The 15,098-nt window shown below is 61.3% G+C and carries 14 protein-coding genes, 4 tRNA genes and 1 pseudogene; 3 read left to right on the top strand and 16 right to left on the bottom strand.

Annotated features, from left to right (window positions below; translation table 11 throughout):
- Window positions 1-31 precede the first annotated feature (31 nt).
- The 15 genes from rpoB to AR540_RS22310 form a co-directional block, all read right to left on the bottom strand.
- A complete protein-coding gene (rpoB, locus tag AR540_RS22240) occupies window positions 32-4,105 on the bottom strand; it encodes a DNA-directed RNA polymerase subunit beta (protein WP_059232157.1) in 4,074 nt (1,357 codons plus the stop codon).
- Window positions 4,106-4,329: 224 nt separating this feature from the next.
- A complete protein-coding gene (gene rplL, locus AR540_RS22245; RefSeq protein WP_059232158.1) occupies window positions 4,330-4,698 on the bottom strand; it encodes a 50S ribosomal protein L7/L12 in 369 nt (122 codons plus the stop codon).
- A 79-nt stretch (window positions 4,699-4,777) separates the two neighbouring features.
- Entirely contained in the window at window positions 4,778-5,278 is a 501-nt protein-coding gene (gene rplJ / locus AR540_RS22250) for a 50S ribosomal protein L10 (protein ID WP_007163093.1), read from the bottom strand.
- A 208-nt stretch (window positions 5,279-5,486) separates the two neighbouring features.
- Window positions 5,487-6,182: a 50S ribosomal protein L1 gene (gene rplA, locus AR540_RS22255; RefSeq protein WP_059232159.1), complete on the bottom strand. Its 696-nt coding sequence runs from the start codon at window positions 6,180-6,182 to the stop codon at window positions 5,487-5,489.
- Entirely contained in the window at window positions 6,182-6,613 is a 432-nt protein-coding gene (rplK, locus tag AR540_RS22260; protein ID WP_059232160.1) for a 50S ribosomal protein L11, read from the bottom strand. The genes rplA and rplK overlap by 1 nt, the downstream gene beginning before the upstream one ends.
- A 112-nt stretch (window positions 6,614-6,725) precedes the next feature.
- Window positions 6,726-7,259, bottom strand: a complete 534-nt coding sequence (nusG, locus tag AR540_RS22265; protein WP_007163096.1) for a transcription termination/antitermination protein NusG — start codon at window positions 7,257-7,259, stop codon at window positions 6,726-6,728.
- Window positions 7,260-7,270: 11 nt separating this feature from the next.
- A complete protein-coding gene (secE, locus tag AR540_RS22270; protein ID WP_059232161.1) occupies window positions 7,271-7,639 on the bottom strand; it encodes a preprotein translocase subunit SecE in 369 nt (122 codons plus the stop codon).
- A 35-nt stretch (window positions 7,640-7,674) separates the two neighbouring features.
- Window positions 7,675-7,750 (bottom strand) — tRNA-Trp (locus tag AR540_RS22275).
- A 54-nt stretch (window positions 7,751-7,804) separates the two neighbouring features.
- Window positions 7,805-8,998, bottom strand: coding sequence for an elongation factor Tu (tuf, locus tag AR540_RS22280; RefSeq protein WP_058766819.1), 1,194 nt, complete (start codon window positions 8,996-8,998; stop codon window positions 7,805-7,807).
- Window positions 8,999-9,082: 84 nt separating this feature from the next.
- Window positions 9,083-9,158, bottom strand: a tRNA-Thr gene (locus tag AR540_RS22285).
- Between the two features lie 20 nt (window positions 9,159-9,178).
- Window positions 9,179-9,252 (bottom strand) — tRNA-Gly (locus AR540_RS22290).
- A 23-nt stretch (window positions 9,253-9,275) separates the two neighbouring features.
- Window positions 9,276-9,360: transfer RNA gene (locus tag AR540_RS22295), tRNA-Tyr, on the bottom strand.
- A gap of 219 nt (window positions 9,361-9,579) precedes the next feature.
- Window positions 9,580-11,121 carry a phosphoenolpyruvate carboxykinase gene (locus AR540_RS22300; RefSeq protein ID WP_059232162.1) on the bottom strand — a complete coding sequence of 514 codons (1,542 nt, stop codon included), beginning with the start codon at window positions 11,119-11,121 and terminating at the stop codon, window positions 9,580-9,582.
- Window positions 11,122-11,225: 104 nt separating this feature from the next.
- The gene (gene hslO, locus AR540_RS22305; RefSeq protein WP_059232163.1) at window positions 11,226-12,119 is read right to left on the bottom strand and encodes an Hsp33 family molecular chaperone HslO; all 894 of its coding nucleotides are present in this window, start codon (window positions 12,117-12,119) and stop codon (window positions 11,226-11,228) included.
- A 106-nt stretch (window positions 12,120-12,225) separates the two neighbouring features.
- Window positions 12,226-12,639 carry an RNA-binding S4 domain-containing protein gene (locus AR540_RS22310; protein WP_177339273.1) on the bottom strand — a complete coding sequence of 138 codons (414 nt, stop codon included), beginning with the start codon at window positions 12,637-12,639 and terminating at the stop codon, window positions 12,226-12,228.
- 87 nt (window positions 12,640-12,726) lie between these two features.
- Here AR540_RS22310 and rimA point away from each other — a divergent pair, with 87 nt between their 5' ends.
- The 3 genes from rimA to rimK are packed head-to-tail and all read left to right on the top strand — an operon-like array spanning window position 12,727 to window position 14,897.
- Window positions 12,727-13,503, top strand: a complete 777-nt coding sequence (gene rimA / locus AR540_RS22315; protein ID WP_059232165.1) for a S6 modification regulatory phosphodiesterase RimA — start codon at window positions 12,727-12,729, stop codon at window positions 13,501-13,503.
- A gap of 15 nt (window positions 13,504-13,518) precedes the next feature.
- Window positions 13,519-13,995 carry a retropepsin-like aspartic endopeptidase RimB gene (gene rimB / locus AR540_RS22320; RefSeq protein WP_059232166.1) on the top strand — a complete coding sequence of 159 codons (477 nt, stop codon included), beginning with the start codon at window positions 13,519-13,521 and terminating at the stop codon, window positions 13,993-13,995.
- Window positions 13,992-14,897 (top strand): 30S ribosomal protein S6--L-glutamate ligase, encoded by a 906-nt coding sequence (gene rimK, locus AR540_RS22325; RefSeq protein WP_059232167.1) that lies wholly within the window; start codon window positions 13,992-13,994, stop codon window positions 14,895-14,897. Before rimB ends, rimK begins: the two co-directional genes overlap by 4 nt.
- 94 nt (window positions 14,898-14,991) lie before the next feature.
- Here the strand turns inward: rimK and AR540_RS26145 are convergent.
- A pseudogene (locus AR540_RS26145) lies at window positions 14,992-15,098 on the bottom strand (IS110 family transposase); the annotation flags it as partial.

Raw genomic sequence — 15,098 nt, forward strand, 5'->3', positions numbered from 1 at the left:
GCCGCGCGGTCGCCTCCCCTAGGGTCTCGTGTTATTCGGTTTCCAGTTCGATATCGATGCCGAGCGAGCGGATTTCCTTGATCAGTACGTTGAAGGACTCGGGCATGCCGGCCTCCATGCGGTGATCCCCGTCCACGATGTTCTTGTACATCTTGGTCCGGCCGTTCACATCGTCCGACTTCACCGTCAGCATTTCCTGCAGGGTGTAAGCCGCGCCATAGGCCTCCAGTGCCCAGACCTCCATCTCCCCGAAACGCTGACCACCGAACTGCGCCTTACCACCCAGCGGCTGCTGGGTGACCAGGCTGTAGGAACCGGTGGAACGGGCGTGCATCTTGTCGTCCACCAGGTGGTTCAGCTTGAGCATGTACATGTAGCCGACGGTGGTGGTGCGCTCGAAGGCATTGCCGGTGCGGCCGTCGTACAGACGCATCTGGCCGCTCTCCGGCAGATCGGCCAGCTTCAGCATAGCCTTGATCTCGCTCTCCTTGGCACCGTCGAACACCGGGGTGGCCATGGGAACACCGCCACGCAGGTTCTTCGCCAGGTCGAGGACTTCCTTATCGCTCAGGTCGTCGAGCTTCTCCTGACGGCCACCGATCTCGTTGTAGATCTCGTGCAGGAAGCTGCGCAGTTCGGCAACCTTGCGCTGCTCCTCGATCATCACGTTGATCTTCTCGCCCAGGCTCTTGGCCGCGAGGCCCAGGTGGGTTTCGAGGATCTGACCGACGTTCATCCGCGAAGGTACGCCCAGCGGGTTCAGCACGATGTCCACCGGCGTGCCGTTGGCGTCGTAGGGCATGTCTTCGACCGGCATGATCACCGAGACCACACCCTTGTTACCGTGACGACCGGCCATCTTGTCGCCCGGCTGGATGCGGCGCTTGATGGCGAGGTAGACCTTGACGATCTTCAGTACGCCCGGCGCCAGGTCATCGCCCTGCTGCAGCTTGCGCTTCTTGTCTTCGAACTTGTCGTCCAGCAGCTGGCGACGGTCGGACAGGTAGGCCTGGGCCTTTTCCAGCTGCTCGTTGTGAGCATCTTCCGCCATGCGCAGCTTGAACCACTGACCACGCTCGAGGCCGTTCAGGTACTCGTCGGTGATGACGGCACCCTTCTTGACCGCCGGGCCGCCTTCGGCGACCTGACCGACCAGGGCCTGACGCAGACGCTCGAAGGTCGCGCCTTCGACGATGCGGAACTCTTCGTTCAGATCCTTGCGGATCTCGTCGAGCTGGGACTTCTCGATGGCCAGAGCGCGGGAGTCGCGCTCGACGCCGTCACGGGTGAAGACCTGGACGTCGATGACGGTACCCTTGGTGCCGGTGGGCACGCGCAGGGAAGTGTCCTTCACGTCGCTGGCCTTCTCGCCGAAGATAGCGCGCAGCAGCTTCTCTTCCGGGGTCAGCTGGGTTTCGCCCTTGGGCGTGACCTTGCCGACCAGGATGTCACCGGCACCGACTTCGGCACCGACATAGACGATACCGGCCTCGTCCAGCTTGTTCAGCGCAGCCTCACCCACGTTCGGGATGTCGGAGGTGATTTCCTCCGGGCCGAGCTTGGTGTCACGAGCCACACAGGTCAGTTCCTGGATGTGGATGGTGGTGAAGCGATCTTCCTGGACCACGCGCTCCGACAGACAGATGGAGTCTTCGAAGTTGAAGCCGTTCCAGGGCATGAAAGCCACGCGCATGTTCTGACCCAGTGCCAGCTCGCCCATGTCGGTCGAGGGGCCATCGGCCAGGATGTCGAACTTGGCCACCTGATCACCCTTGCTCACCAGCGGACGCTGGTTGATGCAGGTGTTCTGGTTGGAACGGGTGTACTTGGTCAGGTTGTAGATGTCGACGCCGGCTTCACCGGTCTCGACTTCGTCATCGTTGACGCGCACCACGATACGGCTGGCATCGACGGAGTCGATCACGCCACCACGACGGGCCACGACACAGACGCCGGAGTCACGGGCGACGTTGCGCTCCATGCCGGTCCCCACCAGCGGCTTGTCCGAACGCAGGGTCGGCACGGCCTGACGCTGCATGTTGGAACCCATCAGCGCACGGTTGGCATCGTCGTGCTCGAGGAACGGAATCAGCGAGGCAGCGACGGAGACGACCTGCTTGGGCGAAACGTCCATCAGGGTGACGTCTTCGGGCGCCTTCACGGTGAATTCGTTCAGGTGACGCACGGCCACCAGCTCGTCGATCAGCCGGTTGTTCTCGTCCAGGCCGGCGGAGGCCTGAGCGATCACATGGTTGGCTTCTTCGATGGCGGACAGGAAGACGATCTCGTCGGTGGCCACGCCGTCCTTGACCATGCGATACGGGCTCTCGAGGAAGCCGTACTGGTTGGTGCGGGCATAGGCAGCCAGGGAGTTGATCAGGCCGATGTTCGGACCTTCCGGCGTTTCGATCGGGCAGACCCGGCCGTAGTGCGTCGGGTGTACGTCACGGACTTCGAAGCCGGCACGCTCACGGGTCAGACCGCCCGGGCCGAGTGCGGAGACGCGGCGCTTGTGGGTGATCTCCGACAGCGGGTTGTTCTGGTCCATGAACTGGGACAGTTGGCTGGAACCGAAGAATTCCTTGATCGCGGCAGCCACCGGCTTGGCGTTGATCAGATCCTGCGGCATCAGGCCCTCGCTTTCGGCCATGGACAGGCGTTCCTTGACGGCACGCTCTACCCGCACCAGACCCACGCGGAACTGGTTCTCGGCCATTTCACCGACGCAACGGACACGACGGTTACCCAAGTGGTCGATGTCGTCGACGATGCCCTTGCCGTTACGGATGTCGACCAGGGTCTTGAGCACATCGACGATGTCTTCGCGGCTCAGCACGCCCGAGCCTTCGATGGCGTCGCGACCGATACGACGGTTGAACTTCATGCGACCAACGGCGGACAGGTCGTAACGCTCGGCGCTGAAGAACAGGTTGTTGAACAGGGTTTCGGCAGCTTCCTTGGTCGGCGGCTCGCCAGGACGCATCATCCGGTAGATCTCGACCAGGGCTTCCAGCTGGTTGCCGGTGGAGTCGATCTTCAGGGTATCGGAGATGAAGGGACCGCAGTCGATGTCGTTGGTGTACAGCGTCTCGAGCCGCACGACATTGGCCTTGGCCATCTTGGCCAGCATGTCCAGGGTCAGCTCGGTGTTGCACTCGGCGATGATCTCGCCGGTGGACGGGTGCACGATGGCCTTGGCAGTGGTACGGCCAATGACGTAATCGAAGGGCACTTCCAGCTCGGTGATGCCGGACTTCTCCAGCTGGTTGATGTGGCGAGCGGTCACGCGACGGCCCTGCTCCACGATCACCTTGCCGGTTTCGTCCTTGATGTCGAAGCTGGCGATGTCACCACGCAGGCGCTGGGGCACCAGCTCCAGATTCAGGGTCTCGCCCTTAATGTGGAAGACGTTGGTGTCATAGAAGGCATCCAGCACTTCTTCGGTGCTGTAGCCGAGCGCGCGCAGTAGTACCGAGGCCGGCAGCTTGCGGCGACGGTCGATACGAACGAACACGGCGTCCTTGGGATCGAACTCGAAGTCCAACCAGGAGCCACGGTAGGGAATGATGCGTGCCGAGTACAGCAGCTTGCCCGAGCTGTGGGTCTTGCCGCGGTCGTGATCGAAGAACACGCCCGGGCTGCGGTGCAGCTGGGACACGATGACGCGCTCGGTACCGTTGATGATGAAGGTACCGTTTTCGGTCATCAGGGGGATTTCCCCCATGTAGACTTCCTGCTCCTTGATGTCCTTGATCGCCTTGTTCGACGACTCGCGGTCGAAAATGATCAGGCGAACCTTGACCCGCAGCGGGACGGCGAAGGTCACGCCGCGCAGGACGCATTCCTTCACATCGAAAGCCGGCTCGCCCAGGCGATAGCCGACGTATTCCAGGGCCGCATTGCCGGAATAGCTGATAATCGGGAAAACGGACTTGAAGGCCGCATGCAGGCCGATATCGCGGAACTGGTCTTTGCCTGCGCCCGCCTGCAGGAATTCGCGGTACGAATCCAGTTGGATAGCCAGCAAATAGGGCACGTCCATGACGTGCGGCAACTTGCTAAAGTCCTTGCGGATACGTTTTTTCTCAGTGTATGAGTAAGCCATCAGCGTTCCCCAGCTTGGTCACCAGCTTGTTTGGCCTCTCCGACGGGAGCAGCCGGAAAATCGTGCAAACCCTTGGTTTGCCGCACCCCGAAAGCGAGGTGGATACAGCACGTTCTGTCAGGCGGATCTGCTCGCCCTGTACAAAACGGCAAAAGGCCGGTGGCGTTCGCCACCAGCCATCAGCCGAACGTGAGACGTTCCGGCTGTAGACGCAAGAACCGAACTTACTTGAGCTCGACCTTGGCGCCTGCTTCTTCCAGAGACTTCTTGGCAGCTTCGGCTTCCTCTTTGGAAACGCCTTCCTTGACCACGCCCGGGGCGCCGTCAACGACAGCCTTGGCTTCTTTCAGGCCCAGACCGGTCAGTTCACGAACGACCTTGATGACGTTCACTTTCTTCTCACCGGCTTCGGTCAGCATGATGGTGAACTCGGTCTGCTCTTCGACGACGGCAGCGGCAGCAGCCGGGCCAGCGGCAACGGCAGCAGCGGCGGTCACGCCGAACTTCTCTTCCATCGCCTTGATCAGTTCCACCACTTGCATGACGGACATTTCGGATACGGCGTTGATGATGTCTTCGTTGGTCAGAGCCATGACTCTAGATTCCTATAACAGGGTGCGGTTTCAGGCCGCAAATAATAAGAAAGACTTGCAGGAAACGCAGCACGCAGCATTAGGCGGCAGCAGCTTCCTTTTGGTCGCGAATGGCGGCGAGGGTACGAGCCAGCTTGCTGGTAGCGCCCTGGATGACGCTCATCAGCTGGGACACAGCTTCGTCGTAGGTCGGCAGCGATGCCAGTACGTCGATCTGGTTAGCCGGGATGAGCTTGCCTTCGAACGCGGCGGCCTTGATCTCGAACTTGTCCTGACCCTTGGCGAAATCCTTGAAGATACGGGCGGCAGCGCCCGGATGCTCCTGGGAGAACGCGATCAGGGTCGGGCCCTTGAAGGTGTCGTTGAGGACGTCGAAAGACGTACCTTCAACGGCACGACGCAGCAGGGTGTTACGTACGACACGTACATAGACACCAGCCGCGCGGGCCTCTTTACGGAGTCCGGTCATGGCACCCACAGTCACGCCACGGGCATCGGCCACGACAGCGGACAGGGCACCTTGGGCAGCCTCGTTGACTTCAGCGACGATAGCCTTCTTGTCTTCGAGTTTGATTGCCACGGGTTCAACTCCTGGATGTTACCGTTTCGCCCGATGGACTGGGCGGCGTTTTGGTGTCTGACTCGGTAACCGAATCGGGAGCACCATCTGCGTAGGCTAGGGTTTCCCCGGTTTAAGACCTGCGTCCCCTACGGTCTTGGACAGCCCCCGCCAGGCAGGGACCCCAATCTTGGCGCCGTGCCCTAGGACACGGCGACTTGTAACTTGCTTAGGCTTCCAGGGAAGCCTGGTCGATCTGCAGACCCGGGCCCATGGTGGAGCTCAGGGTGATGCGCTTGACGTAGATGCCCTTGGAGGTCGAGGGCTTCAGGCGCTTCAGATCGGCCAGCAGAGCTTCAACGTTCTGCTTCAGCTTCACGGGCTCGAAATCAATCTTGCCAACGGAAGCGTGGATGATGCCGTTCTTGTCGGTACGGAAACGCACCTGACCGGCCTTGGCGTTCTTGACGGCAGTGGCCACGTCGGGGGTCACGGTGCCGACCTTCGGGTTCGGCATCAGGCCGCGCGGACCGAGGATCTGGCCCAGCTGACCGACAACGCGCATGGCGTCCGGCGAAGCGATGACCACGTCGTAGTTCAGGTCGCCTGCTTTCATCTCGGCAGCCAGCTCGTCCATGCCGACTTTCTCGGCACCGGCGGCCAGCGCGGCTTCGGCGTTGGCACCCTGGGTGAACACGGCAACGCGAACCGACTTGCCAGTACCGTTGGGCAGCACGGTGGCGCCACGGACGACCTGGTCGGATTTACGCGGATCCACACCCAGGTTCACGGAGACGTCGATGGACTCCTTGAACTTGATGGTGGACAGCTCGGCCAGCAGGGCCGCAGCTTCTTCGAAGCCGTACTGCTTGCCGGCCTGGATTTTTTCGGCGATCGACTTTTGACGCTTAGTGAGCTTGGCCATTACACGCCCTCCACATTCAGACCCATGCTACGAGCGGAACCGGCGATGGTACGCACTGCAGCGTCCATATCGGCGGCGGTGAGATCGGCATTCTTGGCCTTGGCGATCTCTTCCAGCTGGGCGCGGGTAACGGTACCGACCTTCTGGCTGTTAGGACGGGGGGAACCGCTCTGGATGCCGGCAGCCTTCTTGAGCAGCACGGAAGCCGGGGTGCTCTTGATTTCGAAGGTGAAGCTACGGTCGCTGTACACGGTGATGATCACCGGGGTGGGCAGACCGGGCTCCATGCCTTGGGTGCGGGCGTTGAACGCCTTGCAGAATTCCATGATGTTGACGCCATGCTGACCCAGAGCCGGACCGACCGGCGGGCTCGGGTTGGCTTGAGCGGCCTTAACCTGCAGCTTGATGTAAGCCTGAATCTTCTTAGCCATGTGCTACTCCAATGATGGGTTCAGCGCCCCGCGGGGCTCCCCAATTACTTGCTATATCCCAGTGACGACAAAACCCCGCAGCCTGGGCTACGGGGTGAGGGATGCGGACAACCTAGACCTTTTCGACCTGGCTGAACTCGAGCTCCACGGGGGTGGACCGACCAAAGATCAGTACCGCCACGTGAATACGGCTCTTTTCGTAATTCACTTCTTCGACGACGCCATTGAAGTCGGCGAAAGGACCGTCTACCACACGGACCGTCTCACCCGCCTCGAACAGGGTCTTCGGCTTGGGCTTGTCACTGCTGTCGGAAACACGGCGCAGGATGGCGTCGGCTTCGCGATCGGTGATGGGGGCCGGCTTGTCGGCAGTGCCACCGATGAAGCCCATGACCCGAGGAGTGTCCTTGACCAGGTGCCAAGTCCCCTCGTTCATTTCCATCTGCACCAGAACATAACCCGGGAAAAACTTACGCTCGCTCTTGCGCTTCTGGCCATTGCGCATTTCCACCACTTCTTCGGTGGGCACGAGAATGTCGCCGAACTGGTCTTCCATTTCGTGCAGCTTGACGCGCTCGATCAACGAACGCATGACATGCTTCTCGTAACCCGAGTAGGCATGCACGACGTACCAACGCTTAGCCACGGCGAACCCTTTCAACCAACAATCGTGGAAACCAGCCAACCGAGCAGGGAGTCAAGCCCCCACAACAACAAAGCCATCACGAGCACCACCGCAACCACGATCAGCGTGGTCTGAGTGGTCTCTTGCCGGGTAGGCCAGACAACCTTGCGAATCTCGGTACGGGCGTCTTTCAGCAGACCGAAGAAGGCCTGCCCCTTGGCGGTCTGCAGCGCGATGAAGGCAGCGATAGCCGCCAGCACCAACAGACCTACCACTCGATACAGGATGGACTGAGCAGCGAAATAATGATTGGCAACCACACCAACCACTACCAGAACGACAACCAACAGCCACTTCAGCGCATCGAAGCGCGTCTCTTTGGCTTCCGCCTTGATGCTCATTGCATGAATCCTGTAAGGAGTGCCAGATGGGAATCTGGCAGGCCAGGAGGGAATCGAACCCCCAACCTGCGGTTTTGGAGACCGCCGCTCTGCCAATTGAGCTACTGGCCTGTAACTTGAATCAGGCCGGCCATTATGCCGACCTGACAGCCCAAGATCAACCGATTACTCGATGATCTTGGCAACCACGCCGGCGCCGACGGTACGACCGCCTTCGCGGATGGCGAAACGCAGACCGTCTTCCATGGCGATCGGCGCGATCAGGGTGACAACCATTTTGATGTTGTCGCCCGGCATCACCATCTCGACGCCTTCCGGCAGCTCGCAGTTACCGGTCACGTCGGTGGTCCGGAAGTAGAACTGCGGACGGTAGCCCTTGAAGAACGGGGTATGACGACCGCCTTCTTCCTTGGACAGCACGTACACTTCGCACTCGAACTTGGTGTGCGGCTTGATGGTGCCCGGCTTGGCCAGAACCTGGCCACGCTCGACGTCTTCACGCTTGGTGCCACGCAGCAGCACGCCGACGTTCTCGCCAGCACGGCCTTCGTCCAGCAGCTTGCGGAACATTTCAACGCCGGTGCAGGTGGTCTTGACGGTGGCCTTGATGCCCACGATCTCGACTTCTTCCTGGACCTTGACGATGCCACGCTCGACACGACCGGTTACCACGGTGCCACGACCGGAGATCGAGAACACGTCTTCGATCGGCATCAGGAACGGCTTGTCGATGGCGCGCTCGGGCTCGGGGATGTAGGAGTCCAGGGTCTCGACCAGCTTGCGCACGGCAGAAACGCCCATCTCGTTGTCGTCCTGGCCGTTCAGGGCCATCAGCGCGGAGCCGATCACGATCGGGGTGTCGTCGCCAGGGAAGTCGTAGGTGTTCAGCAGATCGCGAACTTCCATCTCGACCAGTTCCAGCAGCTCGGCGTCGTCGACCATGTCGGCCTTGTTCAGGAACACGACGATGTAGGGAACGCCTACCTGACGGGACAGCAGGATGTGCTCGCGGGTCTGCGGCATGGGGCCGTCAGCAGCCGAGCAAACCAGGATCGCGCCGTCCATCTGGGCCGCACCGGTGATCATGTTCTTCACGTAGTCGGCGTGGCCGGGGCAGTCGACGTGCGCGTAGTGACGGATCGCCGAGTCGTACTCAACGTGGGAGGTGTTGATGGTGATACCGCGAGCCTTTTCTTCCGGCGCGTTGTCGATCTGGTCGAAACCACGAGCGGAACCGCCCCAGGTGTCGGCACAGACCTTGGTCAGCGCTGCGGTCAGCGTGGTCTTGCCATGGTCGACGTGACCGATGGTGCCCACGTTCAGGTGCGGTTTGTTACGTTCGAACTTTTCTTTAGCCATCGACACTCTCTCCCTTCAAGAATTGAGCAAAGCAATGCCGCCATTAAAACAAAGGCAGATATTTTCATATCTGCCTTTTTAAGATGGAGCTCATGAGCGGATTTGAACCGCTGACCTCACCCTTACCAAGGGTGTGCTCTACCAACTGAGCTACATGAGCGAAACATTTGCCAGTCAAACTGGAGCGGGTAGCGGGAATCGAACCCGCATCATCAGCTTGGAAGGCTGAGGTTCTACCACTGAACTATACCCGCAGAGCCTAAGCGCTCTAGCAATCTGGTGGAGGGGGAAGGATTCGAACCTTCGAAGTCTGCGACGTCAGATTTACAGTCTGATCCCTTTGGCCACTCGGGAACCCCTCCAAAGTGAGGCGGCATTTTGCTCATCTGCCCTCCCCTTGTCAAGGGATTTTTCAAAATCTCCTTAACAATCAGTGCTTTCGCTTCGCGCACTGGCGTTATCGGCGAAAGCGGGCGCAGTTTATGCAACCCGGCGGGGCTATGCAACCCCGAAATACAAAAAAAGCTTAAAAAACAAAGGCCGCCATAGCGGCGGCCTTTTGTTGCCTACAGCAGTCCCTATTACAGCTGGGGGCCTGCCGCACGGATGGCGTCGGAGATGCCAGAGAACTTCTTGAAGTTCTCGATGAACTTGCCGGCCAGCTCGCGCGCCGCGGCATCGTAGGCCGCGCCATCCTGCCAGGTGTCGCGCGGGTTGAGCAGGACAGTATCGACACCTGGCACCGCGACCGGCACGTCGAGGTTGATCACCGGCACGTGGCGGGTCTCGGTATCGATGAGCGCGCCACTCTGGATGGCTGCGATCACCGCCCGGGTGGTGGGAATGTTGAAGCGCTTGCCCACGCCGTAGCCGCCGCCGGTCCAGCCGGTGTTGACCAGGTACACCTTGGAGCCGAAGCCCTGGATACGTTTGATCAGCAGCTCGGCGTATTCTGCCGCGGGACGCGGGAAGAAGGGCGCACCGAAGCAAGTGGAGAAGGTCGACTTGATGCCGGGGCCGGAGCCCATTTCGGTCGAGCCGACCAGGGCGGTGTAACCGGACAGGAAGTGGTAGGCCGCCTGTTCGTTATTCAGGATGGAAACCGGAGGCAGCACGCCGGTGAGGTCGCAGGTCAGGAAGATGACTGCATTGGGCTCACCGCCCAGGTTGTGCTCGGCGCGCTTGTCGATCAGCTCGCGGGGATAGGCCGCACGGCTATTCTGGGTCAGGCTGTCGTCGGCGTAGTTGGGCGTACGGGTCTGCTCGTCGAGCACCACGTTTTCCAACACCGCTCCGAACTGGATGGCCTTCCAGATGACGGGCTCGTTCTTCTCGGACAGGTCGATGCACTTGGCGTAGCAGCCACCTTCCATATTGAAGACGGTGCCCACGCCCCAGCCGTGCTCGTCGTCACCGATCAGATAGCGACTCTGGTCGGCGGACAGGGTGGTCTTGCCGGTACCGGACAGACCGAAGAACAGGGTGACGTCACCGTCCTCGCCGACGTTGGCGGCGCAGTGCATCGGCAGCACGTCTTTTTCCGGCAGCAGGAAGTTCTGCACGGAGAACATGGCCTTCTTCATCTCGCCCGCGTAGCGCATGCCGGCGATCAGCACCTTGCGCGCAGCGAAGTTGATGATGACGGTACCGTCGGAGTTGGTGCCATCGCGCTCGGGCTCGCAGACGAAGCCGGGTGCGTTGATGATTTCCCAGGCTGGCTTGGACTGAGGATCGTACTGGGCAGGATTGATGAACAGGCAACGACCGAAAAGGTTGTGCCAGGCAGTCTCGGTACGCATGATCACCGGCAGGTAGTGCTCGACGTCGGCACCTACATGCACATGGGAGACGAACTGATCGCGCTCGCCCAGGTAGGCGCTGACGCGCTCCCACAGTGGCGCGAACTTATCTTCCGGGAACGGCCGATTGATCGCCCCCCAGTGGATGGCATCGCGCGTGGAGGCTTCCTCGACGATGAAGCGATCAACCGGCGAACGCCCCGTGCGATGTCCGGTCCTGACGACCAGCGAGCCGTTATCGGCCAGCTCTCCCTCGCCACGGCGCAGAGACTCTTCCACAAGCTGCGCGACGCTGATATCGGTATACACGTTGGCTTTCGTCATTTCGTTCCCCATGGCCCTGGGCCGTTCCTCATGCTTGTAGCTCTTACGCGACAGAACTACACGTTGCAGGATTATGCCAGAAAGCCTTCGGGCAATTGCAACGGCTAGTGGCGGGTATTTCCGGGCGTTTGCGTGCCGCCACCCGCAAAAATCTGCGCGATATCGGCGGCGTCGAAGACCTGTTGCTCGTTGCAAAACTGACAATCGACCAGAATTCGCCCCTGCTGTTCATCGAGCAGCGATTCCACGTCCGGACGGCCCATGCTGACCAGAGCATTGGCGGCGCGATCACGGGAGCAACTGCAGTTGAAGGCCACTCCCTGTTCGTCGAACAGGCGCACGGTCTCTTCATGGAACAGGCGGTGCAGGATGACTTCGTTGTCCAGCCCCAGCAGCTCTTCCGCTGTGAGGGTGTCGGCCAGGGTGACGACGTGCTCCCAGCTCTCCTGCCGGGCCTGGGCGTCCTTGACCCGCGCCGGCGGCAGTTGCTGCAGCAGCAGGCCACGGGCACGGCGGCCATCGGCATTGAGCCAGAAACGGGTAGGCAGCTGTTCGGAGGTGGCGAAGTAACCGGACAGGCACTCGGCGAGATTGATCCCCTCCAGCGGCACGATGCCCTGGTAGCGCTGGCCATTACGGGGATCGATGGTCAACGCCAGGACGCCATCCGGCATGAGTTCGGCCAGGGAGGCCGTGGTACTGATCTCACCCCCCTCGTAACGCGCGATGCCACGCACCTCGCGGTCACTGGAGCATTCGACCATCAACAGCGGGATGGGACCACTGGAGCGGGCCTGGAGCACCAGCAGTCCGTCGAACTTGAGGGTGCCGCACAGCAGGGCCGCGGCAGCGAGCATCTCGCCGAGCAACTGGGCGACCGGCTCGGGATAGGGATGCTTGGCCAGCACTTCGGCGTAGCTGCGGTCCAGGGTGGCCAGTTCGCCGCGGACGTCGGTCTCGTCGAACAGGAAACGTTGGGTGAAATCGTGGGAAGTCATGCACTACCTATATAAAGGAGGAGAGCCCGAACGGTGTCGTCCGTGGCTGCCGACAAGGACATGATGGCGGCCTTGCCGTTGGAAAAATCCGACGAGTCGGATGGACTCAGTCGTTGAACGGGTGGACGTAGTCGCGGAACTGATGGATCTGCCGGCGCTGTTTCTTGGTAGGCCGTCCGTCGGTTTGTACGCCGAGATTGCCGGCCTTGCGCGCCGCCGCGGCCTGCTCGCGCGCCTTGATGCTTTCCGGCGTCTCTTCATAGAGCTGCTGGGCCTCGGGGGCACCACGTCGATTCTGCGACAGGGCGAGGATGACGACCGTCTTGTCGTCATAGCCCTGGCGAATGGTGAGGACGTCGCCGACCCTGGGCTCCTTGCTGGGCTTGCAGCGTTCGCCACGGCACTGGACCTTGCCGCCTTCCAGGGCGGCCTTGGCCAAGGCGCGGGTCTTGAAAAAACGGGCCGCCCAGAGCCATTTATCAAGACGCATCCGCTCTTCAGTGTGATCTACTGCATACATCGAATAAAAGGTCCCCTACCGAGTCTTAGACTCTTCCAAGCACTCTAAACCATCGGATCGCCGCTGCAAGCGCGCCTCTGGAGAGCCATGACCACCTTCTTTCCTTCCGATCTGACCGGCCAGACGCGCTGTGCGGGCTGCCAGCAGTCGGAACCCCTTGGGTTCGACTTCGATTTCGCTTACCAGCCGATCGTGGACCTGAGCAAGGCCCAAGTCTTCGCCCGGGAGGCCCTGGTGCGCGGGCCAAACGGCGAAGGCGCGATGTCGGTGCTCAGCCAGGTGACCGACAGCAACAGGTACCGCTTCGACCAACTCTGCCGGACCAAGGCCATCGCTACCGCGGCCGCCCTGGGACTGCAGGAACATCTGTCGATCAATTTCCTGCCCAATGCCGTCTATCGCCCGGAGCTGTGCATTCGCAGCACCCTGGCCGCCGCCCGTGAACATGCCTTTCCGCTGGAGCGGCTGATCTTCGAGACGGTGGAGACGGAGCACGTGTCCAGCGACCATCTGACCAACATCCTGCGCGAGTACCAGCAATTCGGCTTCAAGACCGCCATCGACGACTTCGGCGCCGGTCACTCCGGGCTGACGCTGCTGGCCGAGTTCCAGCCGGACCTGGTCAAGCTCGACATGGCACTCATCCGCGACATCGACCGGGACCGCGTCCGCCGTACCATCGTGGGCCATGTGATCCGCATGTGCGAGGAACTGGGCACCCAGGTGGTGGCCGAGGGCGTGGAAACGATCGCGGAGCGGGATTGCCTGAGAGACCTCGGCATCAGCCTGATGCAAGGCTATCTTTTCGCCAAACCCGCTTTCAAACAGCTCGTCGATCCGCAACATTTAGGCGGAGGGCACTGATTTCAAGGAGCGTCGATGAGCAATTCTGCCGAACTGGCCATTATCGGCCTGAGCGAATGGGTGGCCTTGCCCGATCTGGGCGTGGTGGGTCTGCGCGCGAAGATCGATACCGGTGCCAGTACCTCGGCGCTGCACGCCACGGAAGTCCAGCCGTTCATGCGCGGCAAGCAGCGCTGGGTGAGGTTCACCGTGCACCTGGGCACCCTGGTCCAGTCCCGCCATCGACACTGCGAGGCGCCACTGGTGGCCAAGAAGACCATTCGCAGTTCCAACGGCATCGCCCAGACCCGTTACGTGATCCGCACGCACCTCGCGCTCGGCCAACGGCAGTGGCCGGTGGAGTTCACCCTGGCCTGCCGCAAGAACATGCGTTATCGCATGCTGCTCGGTTCGAAAGCCTTGATCGAGGGTGGCCTGCTGGTGAATCCGGCCGTCTCCTATGCGCAAGACAAACCCCAGCTGTCTCTCACTCCGGCCTCCGGTGCCCCATGAAAATCGCCGTTCTCTCGCGTAATCCCAATCTGTATTCCACCCGGCGCCTGGTCGAAGCCGGCGTCAGCCGTGGCCACGAGGTGGTGGTGGTCGACACCTTGCGCGCGTACATGAACATCGCCAGTCACAAGCCGCAGATCCATTATCGTGGCAAGCCCCTGGAAGGCTTCGACGCGGTCATCCCGCGCATCGGCGCCTCGGTCACCTTCTATGGCTGCGCGGTACTGCGCCAGTTCGAGATGCAGGGCGTCTTCCCGCTGAACGAGAGCGTGGCCATCAGCCGTTCGCGGGACAAGCTGCGCTCCCTGCAATTGCTCTCGCGCAAGGGCATCGGCCTGCCGGTGACGGGCTTCGCCCATTCGCCGGACGACGTCCCGGACCTTATCCAGATGGTTGGCGGCGCGCCGCTGGTCATCAAGGTGCTGGAGGGTACCCAGGGCATCGGGGTGGTGCTGTGCGAGACCGAGAAGGCTGCCGAATCGGTGATCGAGGCGTTCATGGGCCTCAAGCAGAACATCATGGTGCAGGAGTACATCCGCGAGGCGGGCGGCGCGGACATTCGCTGCTTCGTGGTCGGCGACAAAGTGATCGCGGCGATGAAGCGCCAGGCGGCGCCGGGGGAATTCCGTTCGAACCTGCACCGGGGCGGCACCGCCAGCCTGATCAAGATCACCCCCGAGGAACGCATGACCGCCCTGCGCGCGGCCAAGGCCATGGGCTTAAGCGTGGCGGGGGTGGACATCCTCAGATCCAATCACGGGCCGTTGGTGATGGAGGTGAATTCCTCGCCAGGCCTGGAAGGCATCGAGCAGACCACCGGCAAGGACGTGGCCGGGATCATCATCGAGTACCTAGAGAAGAACGCCGAGCCGGGGCTGACGCGGACCAAGGGCAAGGGGTGAGGCATTTGCTCCAGGGGTGGGTTGGGCGTTCGCGTTATCGCGGCCATGGGCCGCTCCGACAGCCTCCGGCGTAACCGTAGGAGCAACTGTCTTCTCAAGCGGGCTCAGATCGCCAAGGAGTACCGTCCCTGAGCATGGCATTGAGCCGAATCAGCAAGACGCGTAGGCAGGCGATCAGGGCTACCTTGGCGGGTTTTCCAC

The organism is Pseudomonas sp. EpS/L25 (genome assembly GCF_001512295.1).
GTDB lineage: Bacteria > Pseudomonadota > Gammaproteobacteria > Pseudomonadales > Pseudomonadaceae > Chryseomonas.

Bases quoted from the DNA above. Each gene is read 5' to 3' on its own strand.
- secE (WP_059232161.1), bottom strand. From the start codon at position 7,639: ATGAGCATCAAGGCGGAAGCCAAAGAGACGCGCTTCGATGCGCTGAAG.
- tuf (WP_058766819.1), bottom strand. From the start codon at position 8,998: ATGGCTAAAGAAAAGTTCGAACGTAACAAACCGCACCTGAACGTGGGC.
- AR540_RS22300 (WP_059232162.1), bottom strand. From the start codon at position 11,121: ATGACGAAAGCCAACGTGTATACCGATATCAGCGTCGCGCAGCTTGTG.
- rplL (WP_059232158.1), bottom strand. From the start codon at position 4,698: ATGGCTCTGACCAACGAAGACATCATCAACGCCGTATCCGAAATGTCC.
- rimB (WP_059232166.1), top strand. From the start codon at position 13,519: ATGAGCAATTCTGCCGAACTGGCCATTATCGGCCTGAGCGAATGGGTG.
- hslO (WP_059232163.1), bottom strand. From the start codon at position 12,119: ATGACTTCCCACGATTTCACCCAACGTTTCCTGTTCGACGAGACCGAC.
- rimK (WP_059232167.1), top strand. From the start codon at position 13,992: ATGAAAATCGCCGTTCTCTCGCGTAATCCCAATCTGTATTCCACCCGG.
- rplA (WP_059232159.1), bottom strand. From the start codon at position 6,182: ATGGCCAAGCTCACTAAGCGTCAAAAGTCGATCGCCGAAAAAATCCAG.
- AR540_RS22310 (WP_177339273.1), bottom strand. From the start codon at position 12,639: ATGTATGCAGTAGATCACACTGAAGAGCGGATGCGTCTTGATAAATGG.
- rplK (WP_059232160.1), bottom strand. From the start codon at position 6,613: ATGGCTAAGAAGATTCAGGCTTACATCAAGCTGCAGGTTAAGGCCGCT.
- rpoB (WP_059232157.1), bottom strand. From the start codon at position 4,105: ATGGCTTACTCATACACTGAGAAAAAACGTATCCGCAAGGACTTTAGC.
- rimA (WP_059232165.1), top strand. From the start codon at position 12,727: ATGACCACCTTCTTTCCTTCCGATCTGACCGGCCAGACGCGCTGTGCG.